Here is a 20,764-nt window from a genome sequence, read left to right as displayed (position 1 = left end):
TATCGTACCACAAACTTGACAAAAAACAATCACTTTTCTTCAAAAAGATTCAAAAAAATTCATTTCTAATTCATTTTTTTACAAAATGGTGAATTCCTGCTCCAATCATCATGATTGCGTTTACATTTTAAAGAAAATACATCTACTTTTATGTAAATTCATTCTTCTTACATAGGAATTCAGCAGTAAACGTTCAAAAACGTTCTAAAGCTTCCATCAGTACTATTTTACCATTATGCGCACAATTCGTCCCCACCTTCTCTACTGCTCAGAAAAAGGCTAAACACGAGGACTGCTCCCCTTTGTGTTTAGCCAATCGAGATGCTTAGCGTTCAGCCCTTAACGATTCCAATGACGAAACCGTCATACCCCTTGCTCCCCACGGTTTGGATAGATGTAGCTGTAATTCTTGATTCCTCAGCTAGCATCTCATAAAACTTTCTTACTCCCTGCACACGGGGGTCTGTGCTATAAGCTTGAACCACTTCTCCTTCACGGATAACATTATCACCGATAATAACGGTGCCAGGACGTGAAAAACGAAGTGCCCAATCCAGATAAAATGGATTATTGGGTTTATCCGCATCGATAAAAATAAGATCAAAGGGGTCAACTCTCTCCTCTTTCATCTGTGCTAACTGCTCTAAAGCGTCTCCCTCCCGAAGTTCCACTATTTCATCCAACTGAGCCAACGATATATTCGACCGGGCAATTTTAGCATGGATCGGATTGGCTTCCAGCGTAACTAATTCTCCCTCCTCCGGCAACGCCCTTCCCAACCAGATTGTGCTGTAGCCTCCCAAAGTACCGATCTCCAGCACACGTCGCGCTCCCTGCATTTGAGCAAGGATATTTATTAGCTTTCCCTGATTGGGGGATACATCATGCGGAGGTAGTCCCGCCTTTTGATTAGCGGCCAATACTTGTTCCAAGACAGCATCATGCGGAATGAGACACTCCGATATATACTGGTCTACTTGATCCCACGTGTTCGTTTGATTCATTCGCTCCACTCTCCTTTGGATTAACTTACAATTTGATTGTAAATGAATTATTATTATAAAAATAATATATGTTTTTGCTCTATTCATAATCTACATATATGAATCTGTCGGAAAGGAAGTATGGTCTTGAACCTGCATGCATTACGCTTATTTCACGTGGTCGCCTCTACAGGGAGTGTGACACGTGCCTCTGAACTTTTAAATATTAGTCAACCTGCGATTACTGCCCAGATTAAAAAATTTGAAAAAGAAATATCTCTCACACTGCTCATGCCGCTAGGAAGAGGGATTGCCTTAACGGATGCTGGTGAAAAACTTGCTGTACTCGCCAGACGGCTCTTTGCTGTCGAACAGCAAATCGAACAATTTTCACAAGATTATCGTGATGGAGCTCATGGTCATATCCGGCTAGCGGCTACTTATTTACCGGCTCATTTTCTCATTCCGGCCTGGATTGCAAAATTCAAACAACAATATGAACATGTTGAAATGACGATTAACACTACAAATTCCAACGATGCTTTGCAGCAGCTATTAAATATAGAAGTGGATTTGGCTATCTACGGAGGACTGCCTGAGCAGTATCCCGATACGATTCAGACTGAAGAATTATTTCGTGATGAATTGTGGTTCGTGGTAGCTCCAGATCATCGATATGCAAATCAGCAGGTTTCTTTATTGGAAATGATGCATGAACCCTTTGTTATGCGTGAAAAAGGGAGCTCAACACGGGAGAGATTATTTTCCTTATGTCGAACCTACAATGCCCCCGCCCCCCAGGTCACCCTAAACTTCACAGGGCTGCATGAGGCGATTACCGCAGTTATTGCCGGATATGGTGCCAACTTTGTGTCCTCACTGGTCGTGCGTGAATATGTAGAACGTGGCGAACTGTGCCGGGTATATGTAGAAGACATCCAGCTTCTCAATTCAATCGCCATCTGTACCCGTAAGAACGAACCCCTATCTACCGCTACTCTAAATCTCATTCAGCTCATACGTAACCATTCCTGATGAGTATTAGGCACCTGTGTACACTAGCGCTGTATTTTAAAATAACAAGAGCCATGACTGCGTGCATACCGCATTCATGGCTCACCTTGTTATGATACATATTCACCCTCAATAATCTTCTCCAGATAATCTTCCGGCTGTGCAAGAAACTCGGCAAAGCTGCACACATCCGCATGTTCCTGATGCTCCTCGTCATAATAACCCAGGCACTTCTGCTTCGGATTCCACACCAATATAATATCCGAGTAATTATCTACTTTTAGAGACAGACGCAACAGCTTTTGCCGACCCACCTTCATCTCAACCGTATCTATGAGCGAGAAGAACTCAACAAATTGAATATCAAGATCATTTTCTGGCAGGTTCACACGGAGCTGATCCCCCGTCAGAAAGGCTATTAAATCCTTCGGAAGCTTGTAGCTTTTCAAAGCATGTCGTTTATTTTCCAAATTATGAAATGCCGGAGGCTCTACAGACTTTAAATACTCAGCCATTTCTACGTTATTATTCTTTAGTGCAATTGTATATGCCCGTTCTCCATCTTTTTCTGCCAGCATCATATCAGCGCCTTGCTGAACCAAATACTTCACCATCGCAAAATCGTTGTTGCGTGCCGCCACTGTTAAAGGTGTGGCTTTATAAGGATATACCATATTAGAGGCATTGAAATTAATATCTACACCATGTTCCAATAGTAATGCTACTGTTTTTAGGTCATGCTTACTAACTGCGCTGCGGAGTGTTGCTCCAGCATGCTGCTTCATATCGAGGCCCAGCTCATGGATAAGCAGTATATTACTTTTGTTACCGTAGTAGGCTTGCTCATAAGCACCGGATTTGACATGATTTTTACCGTCCAGCTTGGCGCCATGGGCGACCACATAACGGACAATCTCTTCGGTACCATAGCGAACAGCCTTCAGGAATGCGGGATTATCCTTCACATTAAGTTGGACCCCCTCATCGACCAGTAGCTTCAAGACTTCCATTTGCTCAGTGATGAGTGTAATATCTAATGGACTTAATGTCGTATATTTGCTGATAACGATTCCTTGTTCTATATCCCAGCCTTCGGTCAGCGCTTGGCGTAAAGCGGATATATTGCCTTGAACGATATGCATCGCTATCTCAGGAAGAACCTCGAAATTGCCTACATCTTTTAATTTAATCATCGTTATTACCTCACTCTTTATGTATCTACTATTAATCATGTATATCTATTTTATACCAACCTCTCCTTTGTATAAATCCAACAGACTCCCCAAAATTCATTATTCTCTCTAGCGCAAACAAGTGAGTAATAGAGATCAAAATTCCTTATAGAAGCTATAATTGTATTATGATTCTGTATACTCTGTGCAACCGAAAAGGTGCTCGCAAAGGGTCAGATATTCCTAGTGATGTGCTTCAGCTGCTACAGCAGGGGCGGCTTGAGACGGTGAATCTCACCGAATGGCTGGCTGTCGATCATGTGTACTATTGCAAAATACTCTTAATGAATTTGGCTTGCAGCGATCATCCGATGTCTTCGCTTGATGACTTCGGATACCAAAGAAACGAAGCGAATAGTAACCCGGGCCCAAAGAAGCTTGAACAAAGAGAAATAATTAGAAGACTCCTCCCCATCCAATCCATATCTAGAATATTCACATAAACTATAATATTTATCTGGAACATTAGGAATGGAGGAATTCCTATGTCTATTATTCGAATCTATCTGGAAGCAGACAGTATTGTATCTGGAAACATTGCTATCACAACAAGTATCAATGTCACTCCAGTGGTTAATCGTTACACAGCTATTGTCGTGCTTGGTAATATATTAGGTGGAGTGACCACTATCCCAGCACAAAATTTCACGAATGATAGTGGTACTTCAGTCGCGGCAAACAGTCTTGTGGTTCCGACCAGTAGCGGATACTACAATGTATTTGTAAATGGGACGTTGCAGCGAGGCGGCTTAACAACGCTTTCTGCTACAAACCTAATTATAAATACAGGCCTGATTGTTGGTGCAACAGTAGTCGTTGAGGTTATTAATTTCAACTCTAGTGCCTCCTCAACCTCTGTCAACAATGTTACAGTAACTACTACCATAAGCGACTGAGAGAATGCCTTCGTAAAATTACTATAAAAAAACCGCCAAACACAGGGTTTACCCTCGTCTTTTAGCGGTTTATTTCTCTTTGAACCCCGAATATTTAAATCTTGAAGTTCTCCACAAGCACCTGAAGCTTCTCGGCAAGTGATGAGAGAAGCGCTGCGGAGGATTCCACTTCTTGCATGGCAGCAAGCTGTTGCTCCGAAGAGGCTGACAGGGACTTTGCCCCTTCAGCCGTATGGTTAGAGACCATTACGGTATTCTGAATGGCTTCAACGAGCCCTTCAGAGATCAGCGCCAGATCCCGAACTGTGGCTGATATTTGCTCGCTTTGGGAAGACATATCGGAGATGGAGACCTCGATCTCGGAGAAGGAGCGTCCGGCTGATATGATCAACTCTTTGCCCTGCATCATTTCGTCCTTGGAACGCTTCATAGTTTCTCCTGCCTTGTCCATTTGGGCGATAATCAGACTGATCAGCTCGCTGATTTGTGTGGCAGAATTGGCAGAACGTTCGGCCAGCTTGCGGACAGAGCCAGCGACAACGGCAAAGCCCTGACCTTCTTCTCCGGCGCGCGCAGCTTCTATCGCTGCATTCAAAGACAGCAAGTTGGTCTCCTCGGCGATGCTGGCGATGGTGCCGACAATGTTCTCAATCTCCTTGGAGTGGCTGCCAAGCGTATGAATAATGCTTGAGAGATCGCCGATGCTTTCGCTGACAACTCCCATTTGGGAGGTGGTGGAATCCATCGATTCCCGGCCAAGACGTGCTTTCTGGACATTATCCGCGGCCTTGTTCATTGCGATGTCCGCATTGCCGGCAATATCGCTGATGAAGCGTGACATATCCTGAACAGCTTTATAGCTTCCTTCCAGATTCTCCAGTTGGGTATGCGCTCCATCGGCTAACTCAATCGTAACATTCACGCTATGCTCTCCAGCACGGTTCGTTGCCTGTGCGCTGGCAGACAGCTCTTGAGAGGAAGAAGCGACCAGCATAGAGGTGTCATTGACCTGAGTAATCAGGTTGCGCAGGTTCATTGTCATATCGTTGAAGTCGCTGGCCAGCGTCCCGATTTCATCCTTGCTTTTGAAAAGAAGCGGTTCATGAGTAAGGTCGCCTTTGGTTATGGTATTCACAGAGGCTGACAGCTTGGTAAGCGGACTTACCATATGGCGGATCAACAGGTAAACAACAAGGATAGCCACGATGAAAATGGAGCCGCCAATAATAAAGGGCTGAACAATAATATCCAACGTCCGTTCCTGAATTAACGAACCGTCAAAATTGATGGCCATCAGTGCAACAATGGGCTTGGTGGGATCATGGTCCTGATAAATGGGGCCGTATCCGGTTTTGAGCGAGGTTCCTTCATATGTATAAACCTTGGAGTATGCTGAATGCTTCATGGTAGTTATCATTTTTTTGTCTTCGTCTGTGAAGTAGAAGGAATCGCCAGCTTGATAGCCTCTTTGCTTGAAGTTGGCATCGGCGGCCAGAATTTTTCCATCCAAGGAGATAATGAAAGCCTCTTTAAAAATAGGCTTATGTGCTACAATCCAGCCGATCCGGTCTTCAATGGCAGCAAGTTTGCTGTTATCTCCACTGACCAGAGCCGATATATCCGCAGGATCTATAAGGCCAGTCGTAATATTGGCGCAACCCACCAGCTCGATCCCAGCAGCTTCATCCACTTGATGATAAGCGGTACGATATCCGAAGTATCCAATGGAGGAACCTACGAGAAGCAGTATGATGAGCATCATCCAGGTTAATTTTGTTGCCAGCTTCATTATTTGAACCACCAATCCTGACTCTAATAAATTTTTGTGACCATCCGTTTTCACTGCTACGATTATAGCCTATCAACACTTCCTATAATATGGCATTCCAGTGTCGGAATATGTCGTTTTTTGTGAGAATAGTCACTGTTTTTTGTAAACGGGGACGTTGCAGCGAACGGCCGTCATTAATGGCGCGGTGACGACTACCATAAGCGACTGAGGTGAGAGTGCCTCTGTTGAATTACGACAAAAAAACTGCTAAACACAGAGGTTCACCCTCGTTTTTAGCAGTTGATTTTTCTATATATCATGTGTTTCATCGGTAACGTATTTTGATTTTTATAGGTGTATTCAGCTTTATTTTTTGTGGGCTAATAAGAGATTAACTATCGTATCCAATTGAAGTTCCAATGAATAAGGATCTTCCATCACAAACTCATCCTCTTTATCGCTGAATGAACCGTACATATAAACCTGTCCTTTTTTTACAGCCGGAAGTCCTTTCCATAGCTCATTATGCAGAATCTGATTAGCCCCTTCATCTTCTGAACCGTATACAAAGATGTGATCTCCCATATACTCGGGTAAAACCTCAAGTGAAATATTTTCAAATCCTTCTTTCATGTTCAATGCCTTCTTGGTAGGTGGCAGCTTTAGCATCTGATAAATGGTCGGACTTCCGTAATTGCCGCCTTTCGCTGCCAAAACATATATCGATTTATTGGCGACTTGTACAATTGAAACCGTCTCTCCGTCCTTAACGATACCTTGAATTTTCGTTCTGGCCTCTGCAGCTTTCTTCTCGTATTCAGTAATCCACTGCTCGGCTTCTTTCTGCTTGCCAAAGATTTCACTGATTCTACGGAATTTATCCAGCGGTCCCGCTGTAGATTCGCCCTCCCAATACGGCAGGAACACGGTCGTTCCTACCTTTTGGTAGCTGTTGATGTTCTTTTCGATTGAACCGATAATTAAATCCGGTTGCAGAACGGTCAGTTCCTCTAAATCCATAGGAAAATCACCGAGATCCTTGATTCCGGCCAACTTCTCTTTGGGATATCCCGATCGATCAATCCAAGCCTCATTCAGCATATAGCTTCTGACCCCTACCGGAATAATCCCCAGCTTCAAAAGATGCCCCATATACTGATCCGATGCCACTCGTTTCGGGTTTGCAGGTACTTCCACATCGCCTTTTAATGTCTTAACCGTTCTTGTCTGTGCTTGCACTGCCGCTTGTCCATCGCTGTTGGATGATGTCGCTGTATGATTAGCCTTCGTTTGCGAGCTTCCATTTGTATTCGCCGGAGCCGAGCAAGCTCCCAGCATCAAAGATAAACACAGCATAATCATCATGGCCGTTATTTTGACTCTTCCGTGCATGATTAAATCCCCTTCCGCATGATGCCGATATTGAAAATCAATATCAGTATAACGTGTGAAAGATGTCCGCTGAAGGGCATATTTAAGCATCGTTTGGGGCATATCCTGATCTTGCTTCTGGGCAGGATGCTCCCTCTCCTTTTTGAATCGTACGGGAGATAGTCCCTTATATTTCTTGAAGCTGCGACTTAACGAATGGGCATCTGGATATCCCACACGCTCTGCAATCTCCTGCAAAGTGGCGTCCGTCTGCATTAGCAGTTCTGCTGCTCGATCTGCTCTTACTTGGCCCAAGTAATGAATCGGACTGGTATGCATTTTACTTTTGAACAACCTTGATAAATGCCCAGTACTGCATTCCAGCTCCTCCGCAATGGACTCAAGTGTCATAGGCCGACTAAAATGTTCACGCATATAGGCTACAGCCTGCGATACACGGTCGGGCTTAAGAGGTTCGATGTCCTGCCCATACAACTGCTGCAACAACTCATATACAAATTGATGAAATAAGGCTTTAACATGCAGTTTGCCAAGTCCAGAAGCTTCACGCCATTCTTGCTCCAACAGCTTCACTTGATCGTACAGGGGCAGCGGGTAATGAGGTGCGAAAGCATACTGATTCTGAAAAGGATTTTCCTTTTCCTGCAATTGTGCAATCTCCTCGCGACCAGGCAGAGCCAACGTTGCCTTGTACAAAATGATGAAATATTCAAGCCCCTCTTCCGCCAGGATACTCAGGCACATTCCTTTTCCGCCATGCAGTACATGGAAACGCCTACCCTGTGAATACTGTTATCCAACCGTACCCGTGCGCTTCCACGCACAGCATACAAGAACGCACTAACAGGAAGTCGATAGGTTCGTAGCTCCTCCCCTTTTTCTATCTTCTTATGACGAACATCCATCACCTGTATAAAAACATGATTCCACAGCAAAATGTGATCGTTCAACTTCATTACTACCGCTCAGCCTCCATCCAAACCGTTCCTTCAGTTCTTATTCCGCCCTATCAGAATTAAATTCATTATAATTGATAATCATTCTCACAAACAATCGATTGTATCTAACTTCCTCTAAACAGTTCAAAACCATTGATTATGTATGTATATATCAAAATATAAGTAAAAAAGCCCTGCAGAAGGGCTATCTTTCTTGCAATTCATTCTACTGTTGAATGGAGATCTACCTGTATGATTATGTTCCAAATCGTTTGCGGTACCCGCATTTTCGACATAACTCTTCTACCGCTTCTCTCTTGGAGAATCCGAAGTACAGACGGTTTGCACGCTCCCCTTCCACAATGTCGGAAAAAGATTGTTCGTGCACGTTACCTAAATTAATGACACCTTCTCCATCAAGACAGCAAGGGACCACTGTTCCATCCACCAATACCGCCGCCTGGCTACGGAGTGCATGGCAAAAGCCTTTTCCGTCATCTTCCGGGGCACTGAGGCTCGGCCATTCAAATTCATGGTCTTGATTCAAATAAACATTTGGTGCGATTTTGACCCCACTGCCTGGTATCACCTTTTCCTCAATCCGATAGTCCAGTCCAAACTCTTGCTCCAGTCGTTCAAGTGTTTCCCGGTTGCGCTGACGCTGCACATTAGTCAGATTATCCTGAGTCAGGTTCCAGAGACGGAACGAAATAATGACATTGTGTTTCACTGCTTCTCTTACAAACGTGAAAATATTACCCAAATATCCTTCTCGATCCACGGAGCCTTCATGCCCGTCAAAACTGTGAAGAGAGAAGTTCATCTGACGCAGCGCTGGTTGCCCAAGCAGCTTATGTCCGGTCTTCGGCAGCAAGGTACCATTGGTGGTTATATTGACCTTCAAGCCTTTCTCATGAGCACTTTCCAGCAAAAGATCAATTTTCGGATGGAGCAACGGCTCTCCTTTTACATGCAAATAGATGTAATCCGTGTGTGGTTTGACCTGATCAAGCACATTTCGAAAGACTTCCGGATCAATAAATTTTTTGACACGCTGTGTTTGAGGACAAAAGCTGCATGCAAGATTGCAAATGCTCGTTATCTCAATGTATACCTTTTTAAAAGTTTTCAACATGATTTCCCCATTCTAACCTTCATCCGGAGCATCTTGTTTATGCTCACTAATCTTATGATTATAACGGGTTATCACCGACAGGTAAACTCTCCAGTCTCCCCCCTTGGTGTGGGCATCAAATGCTCGACACCTATGCCTATCCAAGATTTGATTTGATATTTTCTATTGACCCTAGGTCTGACCTAAGGTTTATAGTGGAGTTATTCAACTATCAGTAAGGAGTCCTGTCATTGAAAGAACACATTACGATCAGCCAGCTTGCTCAGCTCATGAATGTATCTGTACATCAACTGCGTTATTATGAAGAAAAGGGAGTCCTGTATCCATCACATACAGAAGAAAATCAATATCGGATGTACGGGCTTCATGAGATTTATCAGCTTTCGCATATTTTATTATTACGCAAATTAAACGTCCCTGTCGGCCAGATTCTAGAATGTATGACTTCCTATGCTGCGGATGATTATAACCGGCTTTTAGAGCATTCGTTGCAGAAGGTACAGGCTGAAATAGCTAACTTGAAAATGCATGAACAGTTTATTCACAAAGTGCTAGAAGAACATGATAGCCTGACTCAGCGAAATGATGAATATCAGGTCAAACGATTAGGTCCCCGTCATTTAAAGCTATGGTTTGCATTGGAGAATGGTCAAGAGCTTACTGCCGGAAACTTATTTAAACACCGCCCGGCCCCACCTCGATTATTTGAAAATGACCTGCATTACTTGTCTGATGCCGGACAGGCGAAGCTATGTTATGAAACGGCGGATGTGGCTGACTATATCCTGGAAGAAGGCAACTATCTTTATAAGCATCTTTCCGTCATTGAAGAGCCTGAGATTGATTATGAAATTAAACAAATGGAACGATATGTAGCTCATCACCAATATAACTGCCAAAGCAAGATTGTCCTAGTAGAAAAATCTTATCTTTCGATGTTCGACAACAACAAGCTGCAATACGAAATTCAGGTTAAAGTAGAATAAATCTTGGAGGGCGTTACATGAGTGCAAAATCCTTTGACATTGTTGCATACCAGAAACAAGACCATGAAGCCGTTTGCAGTCTTTTAGTCGAATCGTTTAAAGCAAAATTCCAATCTCTTGTTACACTGGAGGATCAAGCTATACATCAATTGTTAATGCAGGTTTGGGTTCAAAATCCTTATTCTACATCTATGAAACAATTTGTAGCCAAAGAAAACGAAGATGTTGTCGGTGTTCTTTCCCTTAAATGGAAATCCTCCTCCTCTTCCCTTCCTGAAACAAACCCCATTTCTTTAGCTCCGCTCCTAAAACAGTTTGGTTGTTTCAATGTATTTAAATTTTTGACAGGTATGCATGCGCTGGAGTATACCCCCGCTACAAATGAGTGTTACATTGATCATCTGGCAATTCGTTCAAGTCATCGTAACCAGGGAATAGGACGCCGTCTTCTAGCTTTCGCACAGCAATTTACGGTTGAATCTGGTTTTCATACATTGACGCTTCATGTAGCGTATAAGAACCAAGGGGCTATCCGTTTGTATCACAAACTGGCGTTTGAAGTAGAACAATCTAAGTATAATGGGTTACGGCATTTTTGGTTCAAGGAGCCTGTATGGCATCTGATGAGTTGGAAAGAGAACCTACATTCGAGGAGAGAACACCATTGAAAAAAACATTTAAGCTTACACTTGGTATTGTGGCAGGGCTCGCTGTTGCCTTGATACTCATTGTTCTATATCAAAATTCCTACAAAATGACGGAAGAAAAAATACAAATTACGACACCTAAAGGGCTGTTAACAGGTACATTAGCTTTGCCTAAGAACTACTCGGAAAAGGTTGGATTGGTTGTTTTTGTGCATGGGGATGGTCCTATTAATGACACATATGATGATGGATACAAACCACTGTGGGAAAAGTTCGCCTCCAAGGGTTATGCCTCCCTGTCATTGAATAAGCCCGGTATTAATAGTGCCCCTGGCAATTGGCTGGATCAAAGCATGGAGGACCGCGCACAGGAGATCCGATATGCAATAGACTGGGCGAGAACCTTGCCGATGATTGATACGCAAAAAATCGGCCTATGGGGAGCCAGTCAAGCAGGATGGGTCATTCCGAAGATCGTTAAAGAGGAACATGATATTGCATTCAGCATCCTTGTATCGCCTGCCGTGAACTGGATTTCCCAAGGACAATTTAATACCAGAAAAGAAATGGAGCAAGAAGGAGCTACTCCGCAAGAAATTCAAAAGACATTGAACTACGATCAAGAGATTCTACAGTTACTGAAAAAACATGCTTCTTATGAAGAATACCTAAGCATAGCCGATCCTGAGGATATGATCTCCAAAGAAAGATGGAGCTTTATAGGCAAAAATTTTCGGTCTGATTCCACCGCAGAATTAAGTCACTTCCATTCTCCTGTACTCTTGGTTCTGGCTGGCAAAGATATTAATGTTGATGTACAGGATACCGAGCGAGTCTATCGCCAGAAAATACCCGCAGAGCTACTGTCCGTGATTCATATACCTGAAGCCGACCATTCCATGATGGATGAAAAAATCGTACATTCAAAATCTCTAACTTTTTTAACAGCCGTATTCGCCCCAAGAAAATTAGTGAATGATGAGTATCTCAAAATCCTTGCCAATTATGTCAGTCAGCGTTAAACAATGATGCTCTTTTTTTGCCATATTTCTTTTGAGTATGCTAATGAAAACCCCATCGACAGATAAAAGGGCTGATCCGAACCTACAAAAATTCTTTCTGCACCTTTGTCCTTGACTCTTTTTATGGCTTCATAAATAACAGCTCTTCCAAGCCCTGTTTTTCTATACTTAGGTATCGTACCTACCGGCTCCAGTATTCCTATTTTATTCAACTCGTCGTACCAGATTGTAGTGAAAGAAGCCACTTCATTGTTATGATCCAGGATGACTACATCGAATTCCGGTATATAATCAGGGGCATTTCTCAATGATATATAACATCGCTCAGCGACATTATGATCTGGATAATCGCCCTTGTAGTACCCGAATGCTCTTCCATGAGCAAAGCCTTTTTCAAAATCCCCAACTTCATTCGCATCCGCAATTCTAAACCCGTTTGGCAATTCCAGCTTTACATCATGCGGTACATTCATACAGGATGTCGTTTCTTTCCCATCTTGCAAGATGTACTCTCTTTTTTTCAAAAGCTCCTTCAGTTGCTCTCCATCCTCGTTTACGATTATATCTAAAGTAGCTACATTCTCACCATGTAAAGCTAATTTCAATTCAGCATAATCTATTAATTCATTTAGAAATTCATTTGAAAAATCACGATCTGCAAGCTGGAAATAAGCTTCACCTATGTTATCTTCTCCTTCCGGGTGAACAACAGCAACAATTTCTTGATGTTCATCCTCCCAAATTCCAACAGTTTCAGGCCATGTTTCAAATGTATTGTGCATGATTTGTCCCCAATATCTACAGAAATTCCAGCGATCTATGAACCAATTTTTAAGATCAGGACTACTTTTCAGGGAGTGTTTCAAAAAATCTCTAATCCTTAAAAAGTCATGCGTTTCGAATTTTTTCTGAGTATACTTCATTATTTACCTCCTGCTTTTCTGTAATAACCTTATTGTAAAGATTCTGGAACTTCAGATATATGCCAAGTTCTTTTATCAAGTGTTTGTAACGTTCTGCTTATATATAAGGACAACAAAAACCCACAGATCATCTCTGCGGGCACATTTTTCATTTTTTGGAGTATACGATTTTCTTAATGCGGTCTACAGACAGTCCGTATTGTTCTGAGAGTTCGTCAATGGGCACCCTCTTGCTGAATCTTGCGCGTATCTCTTCATTCCGAAGGAGATAATAAAGGGCCGCGCCTGAGCTTTCTCCCCATCTCCTACGCTCACTTGAACGACTTGGGATATAAATAAGTTCTCCTTGTATATACCGCTGTACTTCCTTAAGCAAATCATCAGGAAGCAGATCAGTTGCCTTTAAATAATTCATGTAGGGCTCGCTCCTTAAAATAAATTTTACATTTTAAGGGCAAAGCCTGCGTCTGCCAATAACTATTCCTTACAGGCGAAATATATTCGCTCCATACCAAGCTTCGCCTTGTTATTTCGCAGGCTTTGCATGGAGCAGATTGAGTACGAAATCAATGATACGATACATCGTTCCCCCTCCTTTTTGACATCACATTAGTTTTTACTTAGTTCAGTTCAATGATTAGGAACTTAACTCATGTTATTGTAAAATACAAACTGCAATGAAACAACGATCAAAGCTACACTTGCGAAAAATGAGTTGCTATTCAGTATCGACTTCTATTTCCTATAGGATCTGTTTTCTGTGCAGTCAGTTACACGCTCATTCAACCCATAACGGTTCCCGGTTAGACTGGGAATAGATCTATAAACAACAAAAAAACGGCATCTCTGCCGTTTTTTCTAAAGGATGGACTCTCAGGGACTCGAACCCTGGACCAATTGATTAAGAGTCAACTGCTCTACCAACTGAGCTAAGAGTCCATAATAAAAGTTTGGTGGAGCCTAGGGGGATCGAACCCCTGACCTCATCGCTGCCAGCGATGCGCTCTCCCAGCTGAGCTAAGGCCCCATCGTAAGTAATTTTTTTCAACGTTTCAAGCGACTTCTATATCATATAAAATTTTTATTCCTGTGTCAATACTTTTATAAAAAAAATATAATCATCTTCCCACTTTGTCCCAAGAAAGATACAGTCAGCGATCAGTCGCTGGCTGTATCTTTAGATAACAATGTTTTCAGTTCCTTCATAAACATATTGATGTCTTTAAACTGACGATAGACGGAAGCAAAACGTACGTAGGCGACTTCATCCACTGGGTAAAGCTGTTCCATGACCAGCTCACCGATCTGCTGGCTATCCACTTCTGTGGCTGCTGTGTTGCGGATAGCGTTCTCTACCTGGGATACGATCATATCCAGTTGCTCGACGGATACTGGGCGCTTCTCGCAGGCCCGAATGAGACCGCGCAGCATTTTATCACGACTAAACTCTTCACGGCTGCCGTCTTTTTTGATAACCATGAGCGGCGTTTCCTCCACCATTTCAAAGGTGGTAAAACGCCTGGCACACTGTTCACATTCACGGCGACGACGGATGGACTTGTTATCATTCGCAGGTCGCGAATCCAACACTTTCGTGCCGTTGTAGGCACAATACGGACATTTCATAATCTCACCACTTTCTTTTTCCAATAAATTCCCGAAGATTCTTAGTAATAATTTTGTCAAAACGGATCATAATATGTTTACCATATCGCGAGGAGGTGAACAACAATGGCACAAGGAAACAATGGCAACTCCAACAATCTGGTAGTCAGCAGATCCTCCGGCGCTCTGGAGCAAATGAAATATGAAATCGCTCAAGAGCTGGGTATCAGCATTCCTCAAGATGGATACCAAGGTAACATGACTTCCTATGAGAACGGTTCGATCGGGGGCTACATCACAAAACGCCTCGTAACGATCGCCGAACAACAATTGGCAGGTCAATACCAATAATCGCGGTAATAATGCAGAAATAACAAGATAAAGTGTATGGATGGGCTGCTAAAAACAGCCTGTCCTGCGCTTTTTTCATTTTAAAGCAAAAAGGCTCATCATGTCATGAACTTGTCATTTAAAAATCATTATAAATTTTCGTGTATTGCCTGTAGTAATAAATGACCCGCTGTACATAATGTCGTGTCTCACCAAAAGGGATTTGCTTAATGGACTCTTCTTTTCCATCCCACACTCCCTTATCTAGCCACTCCTGAACTTTCCCTGGCCCTGCATTGTAAGCAGCTACGATTGCTATAGGATTATCCTGAAACTTCATGGATAGGTTATGCAAATACCAGGTTCCCAGCTCAATATTGGTGCCAGGCTCGTGCTTGACACTCTCCAGCGGAACCTTTTGAATCTGGGCGCTGTCCATAATCCAAATTGCCGTATTCGGCATAATCTGCATCAGGCCCAGTGCACCCTTATGCGACTGCTTGCTGGTTTTAAAATTGGTTTCTACGCGGATAATAGACGCCACCAAAAATGGGTCCACTTCATACGTTTGTGAATACTGCCGAATCTCATCCTTATATTGAATTGGATAGAACCAGGACATCCAATTTGAATTAAGGAACAGGATCAGGACAAACCCGACAAACAAAGTGAGCAGGACTCTTTTCTTTCGCAAAATGTTCATGCAAGTCCCTTCCGCTGCCAAAATTGATCAATTTGTCGTTTCGTCTCAGTCTGTGCTCCGCTATTATCGATAACGATATCGGCCAAGCTTTTCTTTTGTTCAATATCCATTTGTGCGGACAGCCTAAGTCCAGCTTGCTCCTCCGTCAGACCGTCTCTGAGCATCAGACGCTGGAGCTGAATATCACGTGGTACGTACACAACCATAATCTCCTCGTACAAGCTCTCCAGCCCGGACTCGTACAATAACGGGATATCTGCCAAAACAAGCTTGTCCGGCTGTTCCCGTTCATATGCTTCCATGCGCATACGCATTTCCTCACGAATAGCAGGATGTGTAATATCGTTAAGTGCCTGCCGCTGGGCAGGGTCTCCGAATACAATCTCACCCAGTTTTTTGCGGTGCAGGGTTCCGTCATTGTTCACTATAGCTTGTCCAAAATGCTGTATGACCGCCGCCAGCACCGGATGCCCCGGAAGCATGACTTCCCGGGCAATGGCATCTGCGTCGATCAGCAGCGCACCTTTGGCGACCAAAAGAGCCGACACGGTGCTTTTTCCGGTAGCAATACCTCCGGTTAATCCGATATTCATGCTCTTTCACCTCATAACAGCTTCAATATGCCCATCATAATCAGTAATAATGCCGGCAATACACCCAGCGCCTTCATAAATCGAAATGCTGATAGAAAGAAGCCTGCCTTCATCCCTGCAATCAAAAATGTTCCACTGAATAACGTAATAGCCAGCGCAGTAGACAGTGGCTGAAAACCAAGCATAGCTGCCCCGAGTCCCGCTCCGAACGCATCGACCGATAATGCAATGCCCAGCCAAACCGCTTCGGTAGCAGATATACTGCCGGAACGGTCCATATCCGCAGCAGACGGACTTCGAAGAATCCGAATAACAAGTCCCCATTTGCGGAACTCCAGAGAAAATAGCGTTCGCTCCTGCTGCTCCACAGAAGCTTCTGCCGACAGATCTTTTCTTGAGCTAAGGAAAGACTCTGTATCAGCATCCTCTATACTCTTTTTCTCTCCAAGAAAATATCTGCTCACTGGATCAGTCTGTTCTGTAAGAAGCAGCCGCCGAGAGGCTTCCGCTGAATCCTCTGGCGAATCCTCTTTGCGGTGCAGAGCTTGAATCAAAGAGTAACAGCCGATACAGATCAGGATGACAGCGCCAAAAACGGTCGTATATACAGGAGACAGAACATGAGATAGTAATGCGCCCAATTGCATGGATATGCCGATCACCAAACCTGAACATACGGAGATGATAGCAATCGACAACAGTGGAATTTTCATTTTGCGCAGACCATATGTAACACCGACTCCGAAACTGTCCAAACTTAGCGCAAATGCCAGTAACAGCAGGGCTCCCCAATGATTAGCCACTCCAATTCCCTCCCATTGCGAAGGCAAGGCCTTATAACAACCGAAACCCTCCGCAGTATTGGTACTTGGAACAATATATGAGAGGGATGGGCTTGGGGTGACTGTGCCTGTTTAGCGCAGAGGCTGGCAGACCGGACAATGATGTGTGCCACGTCCGGCTACGACAGATTTTTCGATCAATGTGCCACAGTTAACGCAAGGCTTCGCGTTACGTCCATAGATTTGCAATTGATGCTGGAAGTCGCCCGTTTTACCCTGTCCATTAACGAACGATTTAATGGACGAGCCTCCAACCTGAATCGACGCACCCAGCGTGGAGACAATAGCTTCATGCAAGACATGAAATTGGCTATCCGTTAGGCTTTTGGCTGGCTGTGCTGGATGAATCCCCGCCTTAAACAACGATTCATCTACATAAATATTCCCGATGCCCACCACATATGACTGGTTTAACAGCGCTGCCTTGATCGAAGTCGAACGAGTTCCAACAGCGACACGCAGCATTTCGGGTGTAAAGGCCTCGTCCATCGGTTCCAAACCGAGCTTGTTCAGCGGCTTTTCCAGCAAATCCTGTCCTGCCGGAAATAAGTGCATTGTGCCAAACTGGCGCACATCCTGATAACGCAGCTCCGTACCATCTTTAAAATGAAAGATGACATGGGTATGCTTTTCCACAGGATCATGTTGCGAATACAATCCATATCGCCCTTCCATTCGAAGATGGGAGACCAGCACCAGCCCGTCCAGCAAAATCCGCAGAAACTTTCCGCGTCTCTCAACCCCTGTAATCCGGTGATCGGCCAATTCCATCGCAAAAGCGTGGATATCATCGGGCCGTTGAATGATCCGCGGCAAATTAACGGTGACATGATCTATATGTTTATCAACGATAAGCTCGTTTAGCGTTCGTTTAATTGTTTCTACTTCCGGTAATTCCGGCATGATGTCTTCACCTCACCCTATATTATAACGGAAGCAACGTCAAATTGGGACTATCTACTCATTGAAATATATTACTTGGCCTCATACCAATTGCTGCCATAGCTTACTTCGGCTTTGAGCGGCACAGCCAGCTTTAATGCGGCTTCCATGGTAGCCGGGACAAGCTCTTTCATCGTTTCCATTTCCTCAGGCGGAACCTCGAACACAAGCTCATCATGTACTTGGAGCAGCATTCTGCTGCGAAGTTTACGTTCACGTAAGGCCTCATCCATCTGTACCATCGCCAACTTGATAATATCGGCTGCGGTACCTTGAATCGGCGTATTCATCGCTGTACGCTCAGCGAATGAACGCAGGTTGAAATTGCTGGCGTTAATCTCCGGCAAATAGCGTCTGCGTTCCAACAGCGTTTTTACGTAGCCGTCCCGCTTCGCATCCTTCACAATATCATCCATGTAACGGCGAACGCCTTGGAACACATCAAAATACTGGTCGATAAAACGAGCCGCTTCCTTCCGCGTAATATTCAAATTTTGTGACAGACCATAATCACTGATCCCATAGACAATCCCAAAGTTGACTGCCTTCGCAGAACGCCGCATATTGGAGTCCACATCTTCTGCTGCTACCCCAAACACATCGGATGCGGTCTTGGTATGGATGTCCATATCGTGGACAAAGGCCTCCTTCAAACGTTCATCATCCGAAATATCAGCCAGCACCCGCAGCTCGATCTGTGAGTAGTCTGCCGCCAAAATAGACCAGCCCGGTTCGGACGGAACAAATACTTTGCGAATTTTGCGTCCTTCTTCGAGACGAATCGGGATGTTTTGCAAATTCGGAAATTGACTGCTCAAGCGTCCAGTTGCTGCAACGGTCTGCCGGAAATACGTATGCACCTTACCCGTTTTCTCCGAAATTTCTTTCAGCAATCCTTCGACATACGTCGATTGGAGTTTGGCAATGGTGCGGTACTGCAAAATATTTTGCACAATATCATGATAGGGGGCCAGCTTTTCCAATACCTCTGCATCGGTCGAGTACCCCGTTTTCGTCTTTTTAATGACAGGTAAACCCAGTTTATCAAACAAAATCTCACCCAACTGCTTGGGTGAATTCAGATTGAACTCTACTCCGGCAATGCTGTAGATTTCACCCACCAACGTTGCAATCTGGGCTTCAAATTCTTTCCCCAAAGCGCGTAGTTCTTCTACGTTCACCAAGATGCCCTGCTTCTCCATATCCGCTAAAATGCGGGACAACGGCATCTCCAGCTCATGAAACAGCTTGTGCATTTCCGTTTTTTCCAGCTCCGCCTGCTGTACAGGCACCAAAGCTTCAATCACCGCTGCCTTACGCGCCACATGATCGGACAGTACATCCACATCAGGGACTTTATATTTAGCTCCTTTACCGAACACTTCTTCGTCTGGACGGATCGAAGACAAACCATATTTGGCTGCCAATCCGCTCAATGTCTGGTTTGCATCGGTCGGGTCCAGCAAGTACCCTGCCAGTTGCACATCAAACTCGGCACCTGCAAACGTAATTCCATGCCAGTGTAAAGCCAAATCCGTACGATGCAGATCATGACCACGTTTTTTGCGTTCAGGGTCAGCAAGCCATTCGCGAATAGATGAAGCTGCATCGCTTTGCAGTACATCCAGTGTCATAAAAAACTGCTGTCCCGTTGCGGCAAATATCAGACCTACGATGTCAGCATGATGCGGATTATCACCATGCGTCTCAACATGCAGCACATCCACATGATCCAACACTTCTACCAATTCGCTAATCCGCTGCTCATCCAGCACTGTTACGTCAGCCGCGGCTTCCTCTACGTCTACCCCAGTACTGCCAACCTCACCTGAAAAGGATAAACGCTCCAGCAAGGACTTGAACTCTAGCTTCGCCAGAGCTGGCCCGGCCGTTTCTGCTTGCAGCCCGCCAAAGGCCACATCTTCCAGCTGCTTGTCCAACGTTACATCCCGATAAATGGTCGCCAAATCTTTGCTCATTCGCGCATCATCAGCATGTGTCTCTACGCGTTCTTTCATTTTGCCCTTCAGCTCATTCGTGTGCGCCAGCACCTCTTCCACTGAACCATATTGATGAAGCAGCTTGAGCGCTGTTTTTTCACCTACGCCTGGAATGCCTGGAATATTATCCGACGTATCACCCATTAGACCCTTAAGGTCAATAATTTGCAGCGGCTTCAGGCCATATCGTTCCTGAATTTGCTCAGGTCCATACGTCTCCACCTCAGTAACCCCTTTGCGGGTCAAGCCGACTGTGACATGATCTGAAGCCAATTGAAGCATATCCTTGTCCCCGGTCACGACCAGCACATTGAAACCGGCTTCGTCCGCTGTCTTGGAGAGGGTGCCTATAATATCGTCCGCCTCATAGCCATCCAGTTCAAACTGAGCAATGCCGAAAGCGGTCAATAGCTCTTTCAGCAACGGAAATTGCTGGGACAGCTCTGGCGGTGTTTTCTCCCGTCCACCTTTGTAATCCTCGTATCCTTTATGGCGAAACGTTATTTTACCGGCATCGAAGGCAACCAGAATATGTGTTGGTTTGTGCTCCTCCAAGAGCCGCAATAACATCGTCGTAAATCCGTACACCGCGTTCGTCTGCTGCCCGCTCGAATTCGTTAACGGTGGCATAGCAAAAAACGCCCGGTAAATGATACTGTTGCCATCTATAAGCATGAGTTTATCCATTTAGCACCTCGCAAGTTCATCAATGCATTCGTAACGTTCTTACGTTTTACGCATTCCTCTTCCTATCTTAACATACAAGACTCCTTTTTCAGAAAAAAACGGCTGCTTCCTAACCAAATTTGC

General features: G+C 44.3%; 20 protein-coding genes, 2 tRNA genes and 1 pseudogene. 7 read left to right on the top strand and 16 right to left on the bottom strand.

Annotated features, from left to right (window positions below; translation table 11 throughout):
• Window positions 1–332 precede the first annotated feature (332 nt).
• The gene (locus ACYCSE_RS18560) at window positions 333–1,004 is read right to left on the bottom strand and encodes an O-methyltransferase (protein ID WP_459699260.1); all 672 of its coding nucleotides are present in this window, start codon (window positions 1,002–1,004) and stop codon (window positions 333–335) included.
• Between the two features lie 126 nt (window positions 1,005–1,130).
• On the opposite strand from ACYCSE_RS18560, the gene ACYCSE_RS18555 reads away from it, so the two are divergent.
• On the top strand, window positions 1,131–2,018 hold the full coding sequence (locus ACYCSE_RS18555) for a LysR family transcriptional regulator (RefSeq protein WP_061828664.1): 888 nt from the start codon (window positions 1,131–1,133) through the stop codon (window positions 2,016–2,018).
• Between the two features lie 89 nt (window positions 2,019–2,107).
• On the opposite strand, the gene ACYCSE_RS18550 is transcribed toward ACYCSE_RS18555, so the two are convergent.
• Entirely contained in the window at window positions 2,108–3,190 is a 1,083-nt protein-coding gene (locus ACYCSE_RS18550; RefSeq protein WP_459699257.1) for an ankyrin repeat domain-containing protein, read from the bottom strand.
• A 167-nt stretch (window positions 3,191–3,357) separates the two neighbouring features.
• On the opposite strand from ACYCSE_RS18550, the pseudogene ACYCSE_RS18545 reads away from it, so the two are divergent.
• Window positions 3,358–3,536 (top strand): annotated as a pseudogene (locus ACYCSE_RS18545) (DNA alkylation repair protein); the annotation flags it as partial.
• A gap of 178 nt (window positions 3,537–3,714) precedes the next feature.
• A complete protein-coding gene (locus ACYCSE_RS18540) occupies window positions 3,715–4,125 on the top strand; it encodes a DUF4183 domain-containing protein (protein ID WP_254347942.1) in 411 nt (136 codons plus the stop codon).
• 94 nt (window positions 4,126–4,219) lie between these two features.
• Here ACYCSE_RS18540 and ACYCSE_RS18535 read toward each other — a convergent pair whose 3' ends face one another.
• The 4 genes from ACYCSE_RS18535 to ACYCSE_RS18520 form a co-directional block, all read right to left on the bottom strand.
• Window positions 4,220–5,914, bottom strand: coding sequence for a methyl-accepting chemotaxis protein (locus ACYCSE_RS18535; protein ID WP_459699255.1), 1,695 nt, complete (start codon window positions 5,912–5,914; stop codon window positions 4,220–4,222).
• Window positions 5,915–6,262: 348 nt separating this feature from the next.
• Window positions 6,263–8,032, bottom strand: coding sequence for an ABC transporter substrate-binding protein (locus ACYCSE_RS18530; RefSeq protein WP_459699253.1), 1,770 nt, complete (start codon window positions 8,030–8,032; stop codon window positions 6,263–6,265).
• Window positions 8,023–8,244, bottom strand: coding sequence for a hypothetical protein (locus tag ACYCSE_RS18525; protein WP_459699251.1), 222 nt, complete (start codon window positions 8,242–8,244; stop codon window positions 8,023–8,025). Before ACYCSE_RS18525 ends, ACYCSE_RS18530 begins: the two co-directional genes overlap by 10 nt.
• Before the next feature lie 238 nt (window positions 8,245–8,482).
• Window positions 8,483–9,361, bottom strand: a complete 879-nt coding sequence (locus ACYCSE_RS18520) for a radical SAM/SPASM domain-containing protein (RefSeq protein ID WP_061828666.1) — start codon at window positions 9,359–9,361, stop codon at window positions 8,483–8,485.
• Between the two features lie 230 nt (window positions 9,362–9,591).
• Between ACYCSE_RS18520 and ACYCSE_RS18515 the strand changes: the two genes are divergently transcribed.
• The 3 genes from ACYCSE_RS18515 to ACYCSE_RS18505 are packed head-to-tail and all read left to right on the top strand — an operon-like array spanning window position 9,592 to window position 12,016.
• A complete protein-coding gene (locus ACYCSE_RS18515; protein WP_459699248.1) occupies window positions 9,592–10,347 on the top strand; it encodes a helix-turn-helix domain-containing protein in 756 nt (251 codons plus the stop codon).
• 17 nt (window positions 10,348–10,364) lie between these two features.
• Complete coding sequence (locus tag ACYCSE_RS18510) at window positions 10,365–11,015, top strand: GNAT family N-acetyltransferase (RefSeq protein WP_459699247.1); 651 nt, start codon at window positions 10,365–10,367, stop codon at window positions 11,013–11,015.
• The gene (locus ACYCSE_RS18505) at window positions 11,012–12,016 is read left to right on the top strand and encodes an alpha/beta hydrolase family protein (RefSeq protein ID WP_459699245.1); all 1,005 of its coding nucleotides are present in this window, start codon (window positions 11,012–11,014) and stop codon (window positions 12,014–12,016) included. The genes ACYCSE_RS18510 and ACYCSE_RS18505 overlap by 4 nt, the downstream gene beginning before the upstream one ends.
• Here the strand turns inward: ACYCSE_RS18505 and ACYCSE_RS18500 are convergent.
• The 5 genes from ACYCSE_RS18500 to nrdR form a co-directional block, all read right to left on the bottom strand.
• On the bottom strand, window positions 12,013–12,939 hold the full coding sequence (locus ACYCSE_RS18500; RefSeq protein WP_254327788.1) for a GNAT family N-acetyltransferase: 927 nt from the start codon (window positions 12,937–12,939) through the stop codon (window positions 12,013–12,015). The two genes, ACYCSE_RS18505 and ACYCSE_RS18500, sit on opposite strands and share 4 nt — an antisense overlap.
• 148 nt (window positions 12,940–13,087) lie before the next feature.
• Window positions 13,088–13,354 (bottom strand): CD3324 family protein, encoded by a 267-nt coding sequence (locus tag ACYCSE_RS18495; RefSeq protein ID WP_254327787.1) that lies wholly within the window; start codon window positions 13,352–13,354, stop codon window positions 13,088–13,090.
• 451 nt (window positions 13,355–13,805) lie between these two features.
• Window positions 13,806–13,878 (bottom strand) — tRNA-Lys (locus ACYCSE_RS18490).
• Between the two features lie 12 nt (window positions 13,879–13,890).
• A tRNA-Ala gene (locus ACYCSE_RS18485) sits at window positions 13,891–13,966 on the bottom strand.
• Window positions 13,967–14,097: 131 nt separating this feature from the next.
• Window positions 14,098–14,565: a transcriptional regulator NrdR gene (gene nrdR / locus ACYCSE_RS18480; protein ID WP_013309614.1), complete on the bottom strand. Its 468-nt coding sequence runs from the start codon at window positions 14,563–14,565 to the stop codon at window positions 14,098–14,100.
• A 105-nt stretch (window positions 14,566–14,670) separates the two neighbouring features.
• Between nrdR and ACYCSE_RS18475 the strand changes: the two genes are divergently transcribed.
• On the top strand, window positions 14,671–14,895 hold the full coding sequence (locus tag ACYCSE_RS18475; RefSeq protein WP_013309613.1) for an alpha/beta-type small acid-soluble spore protein: 225 nt from the start codon (window positions 14,671–14,673) through the stop codon (window positions 14,893–14,895).
• Window positions 14,896–15,013: 118 nt separating this feature from the next.
• Here the strand turns inward: ACYCSE_RS18475 and ACYCSE_RS18470 are convergent, their stop codons facing one another.
• The 5 genes from ACYCSE_RS18470 to polA all read right to left on the bottom strand — a co-directional run bounded on the left by ACYCSE_RS18470 (window position 15,014) and on the right by polA (window position 20,641).
• Window positions 15,014–15,577 carry a lytic transglycosylase domain-containing protein gene (locus ACYCSE_RS18470; protein WP_459699241.1) on the bottom strand — a complete coding sequence of 188 codons (564 nt, stop codon included), beginning with the start codon at window positions 15,575–15,577 and terminating at the stop codon, window positions 15,014–15,016.
• On the bottom strand, window positions 15,574–16,170 hold the full coding sequence (gene coaE, locus ACYCSE_RS18465) for a dephospho-CoA kinase (protein ID WP_459699239.1): 597 nt from the start codon (window positions 16,168–16,170) through the stop codon (window positions 15,574–15,576). Before coaE ends, ACYCSE_RS18470 begins: the two co-directional genes overlap by 4 nt.
• Window positions 16,171–16,181: 11 nt before the next feature.
• Entirely contained in the window at window positions 16,182–16,973 is a 792-nt protein-coding gene (locus ACYCSE_RS18460; RefSeq protein ID WP_061828671.1) for an MntP/YtaF family protein, read from the bottom strand.
• A 111-nt stretch (window positions 16,974–17,084) separates the two neighbouring features.
• Window positions 17,085–17,915, bottom strand: coding sequence for a DNA-formamidopyrimidine glycosylase (gene mutM, locus ACYCSE_RS18455; RefSeq protein ID WP_061828672.1), 831 nt, complete (start codon window positions 17,913–17,915; stop codon window positions 17,085–17,087).
• Window positions 17,916–17,986: 71 nt separating this feature from the next.
• A complete protein-coding gene (polA, locus tag ACYCSE_RS18450) occupies window positions 17,987–20,641 on the bottom strand; it encodes a DNA polymerase I (RefSeq protein ID WP_061828673.1) in 2,655 nt (884 codons plus the stop codon).
• Between the last annotated feature and the right edge of the window lie 123 nt (window positions 20,642–20,764).

It is taken from the genome of Paenibacillus sp. SEL1, from assembly GCF_054602535.1.
This window is presented reverse-complemented; position numbering and strand designations above follow the sequence as displayed.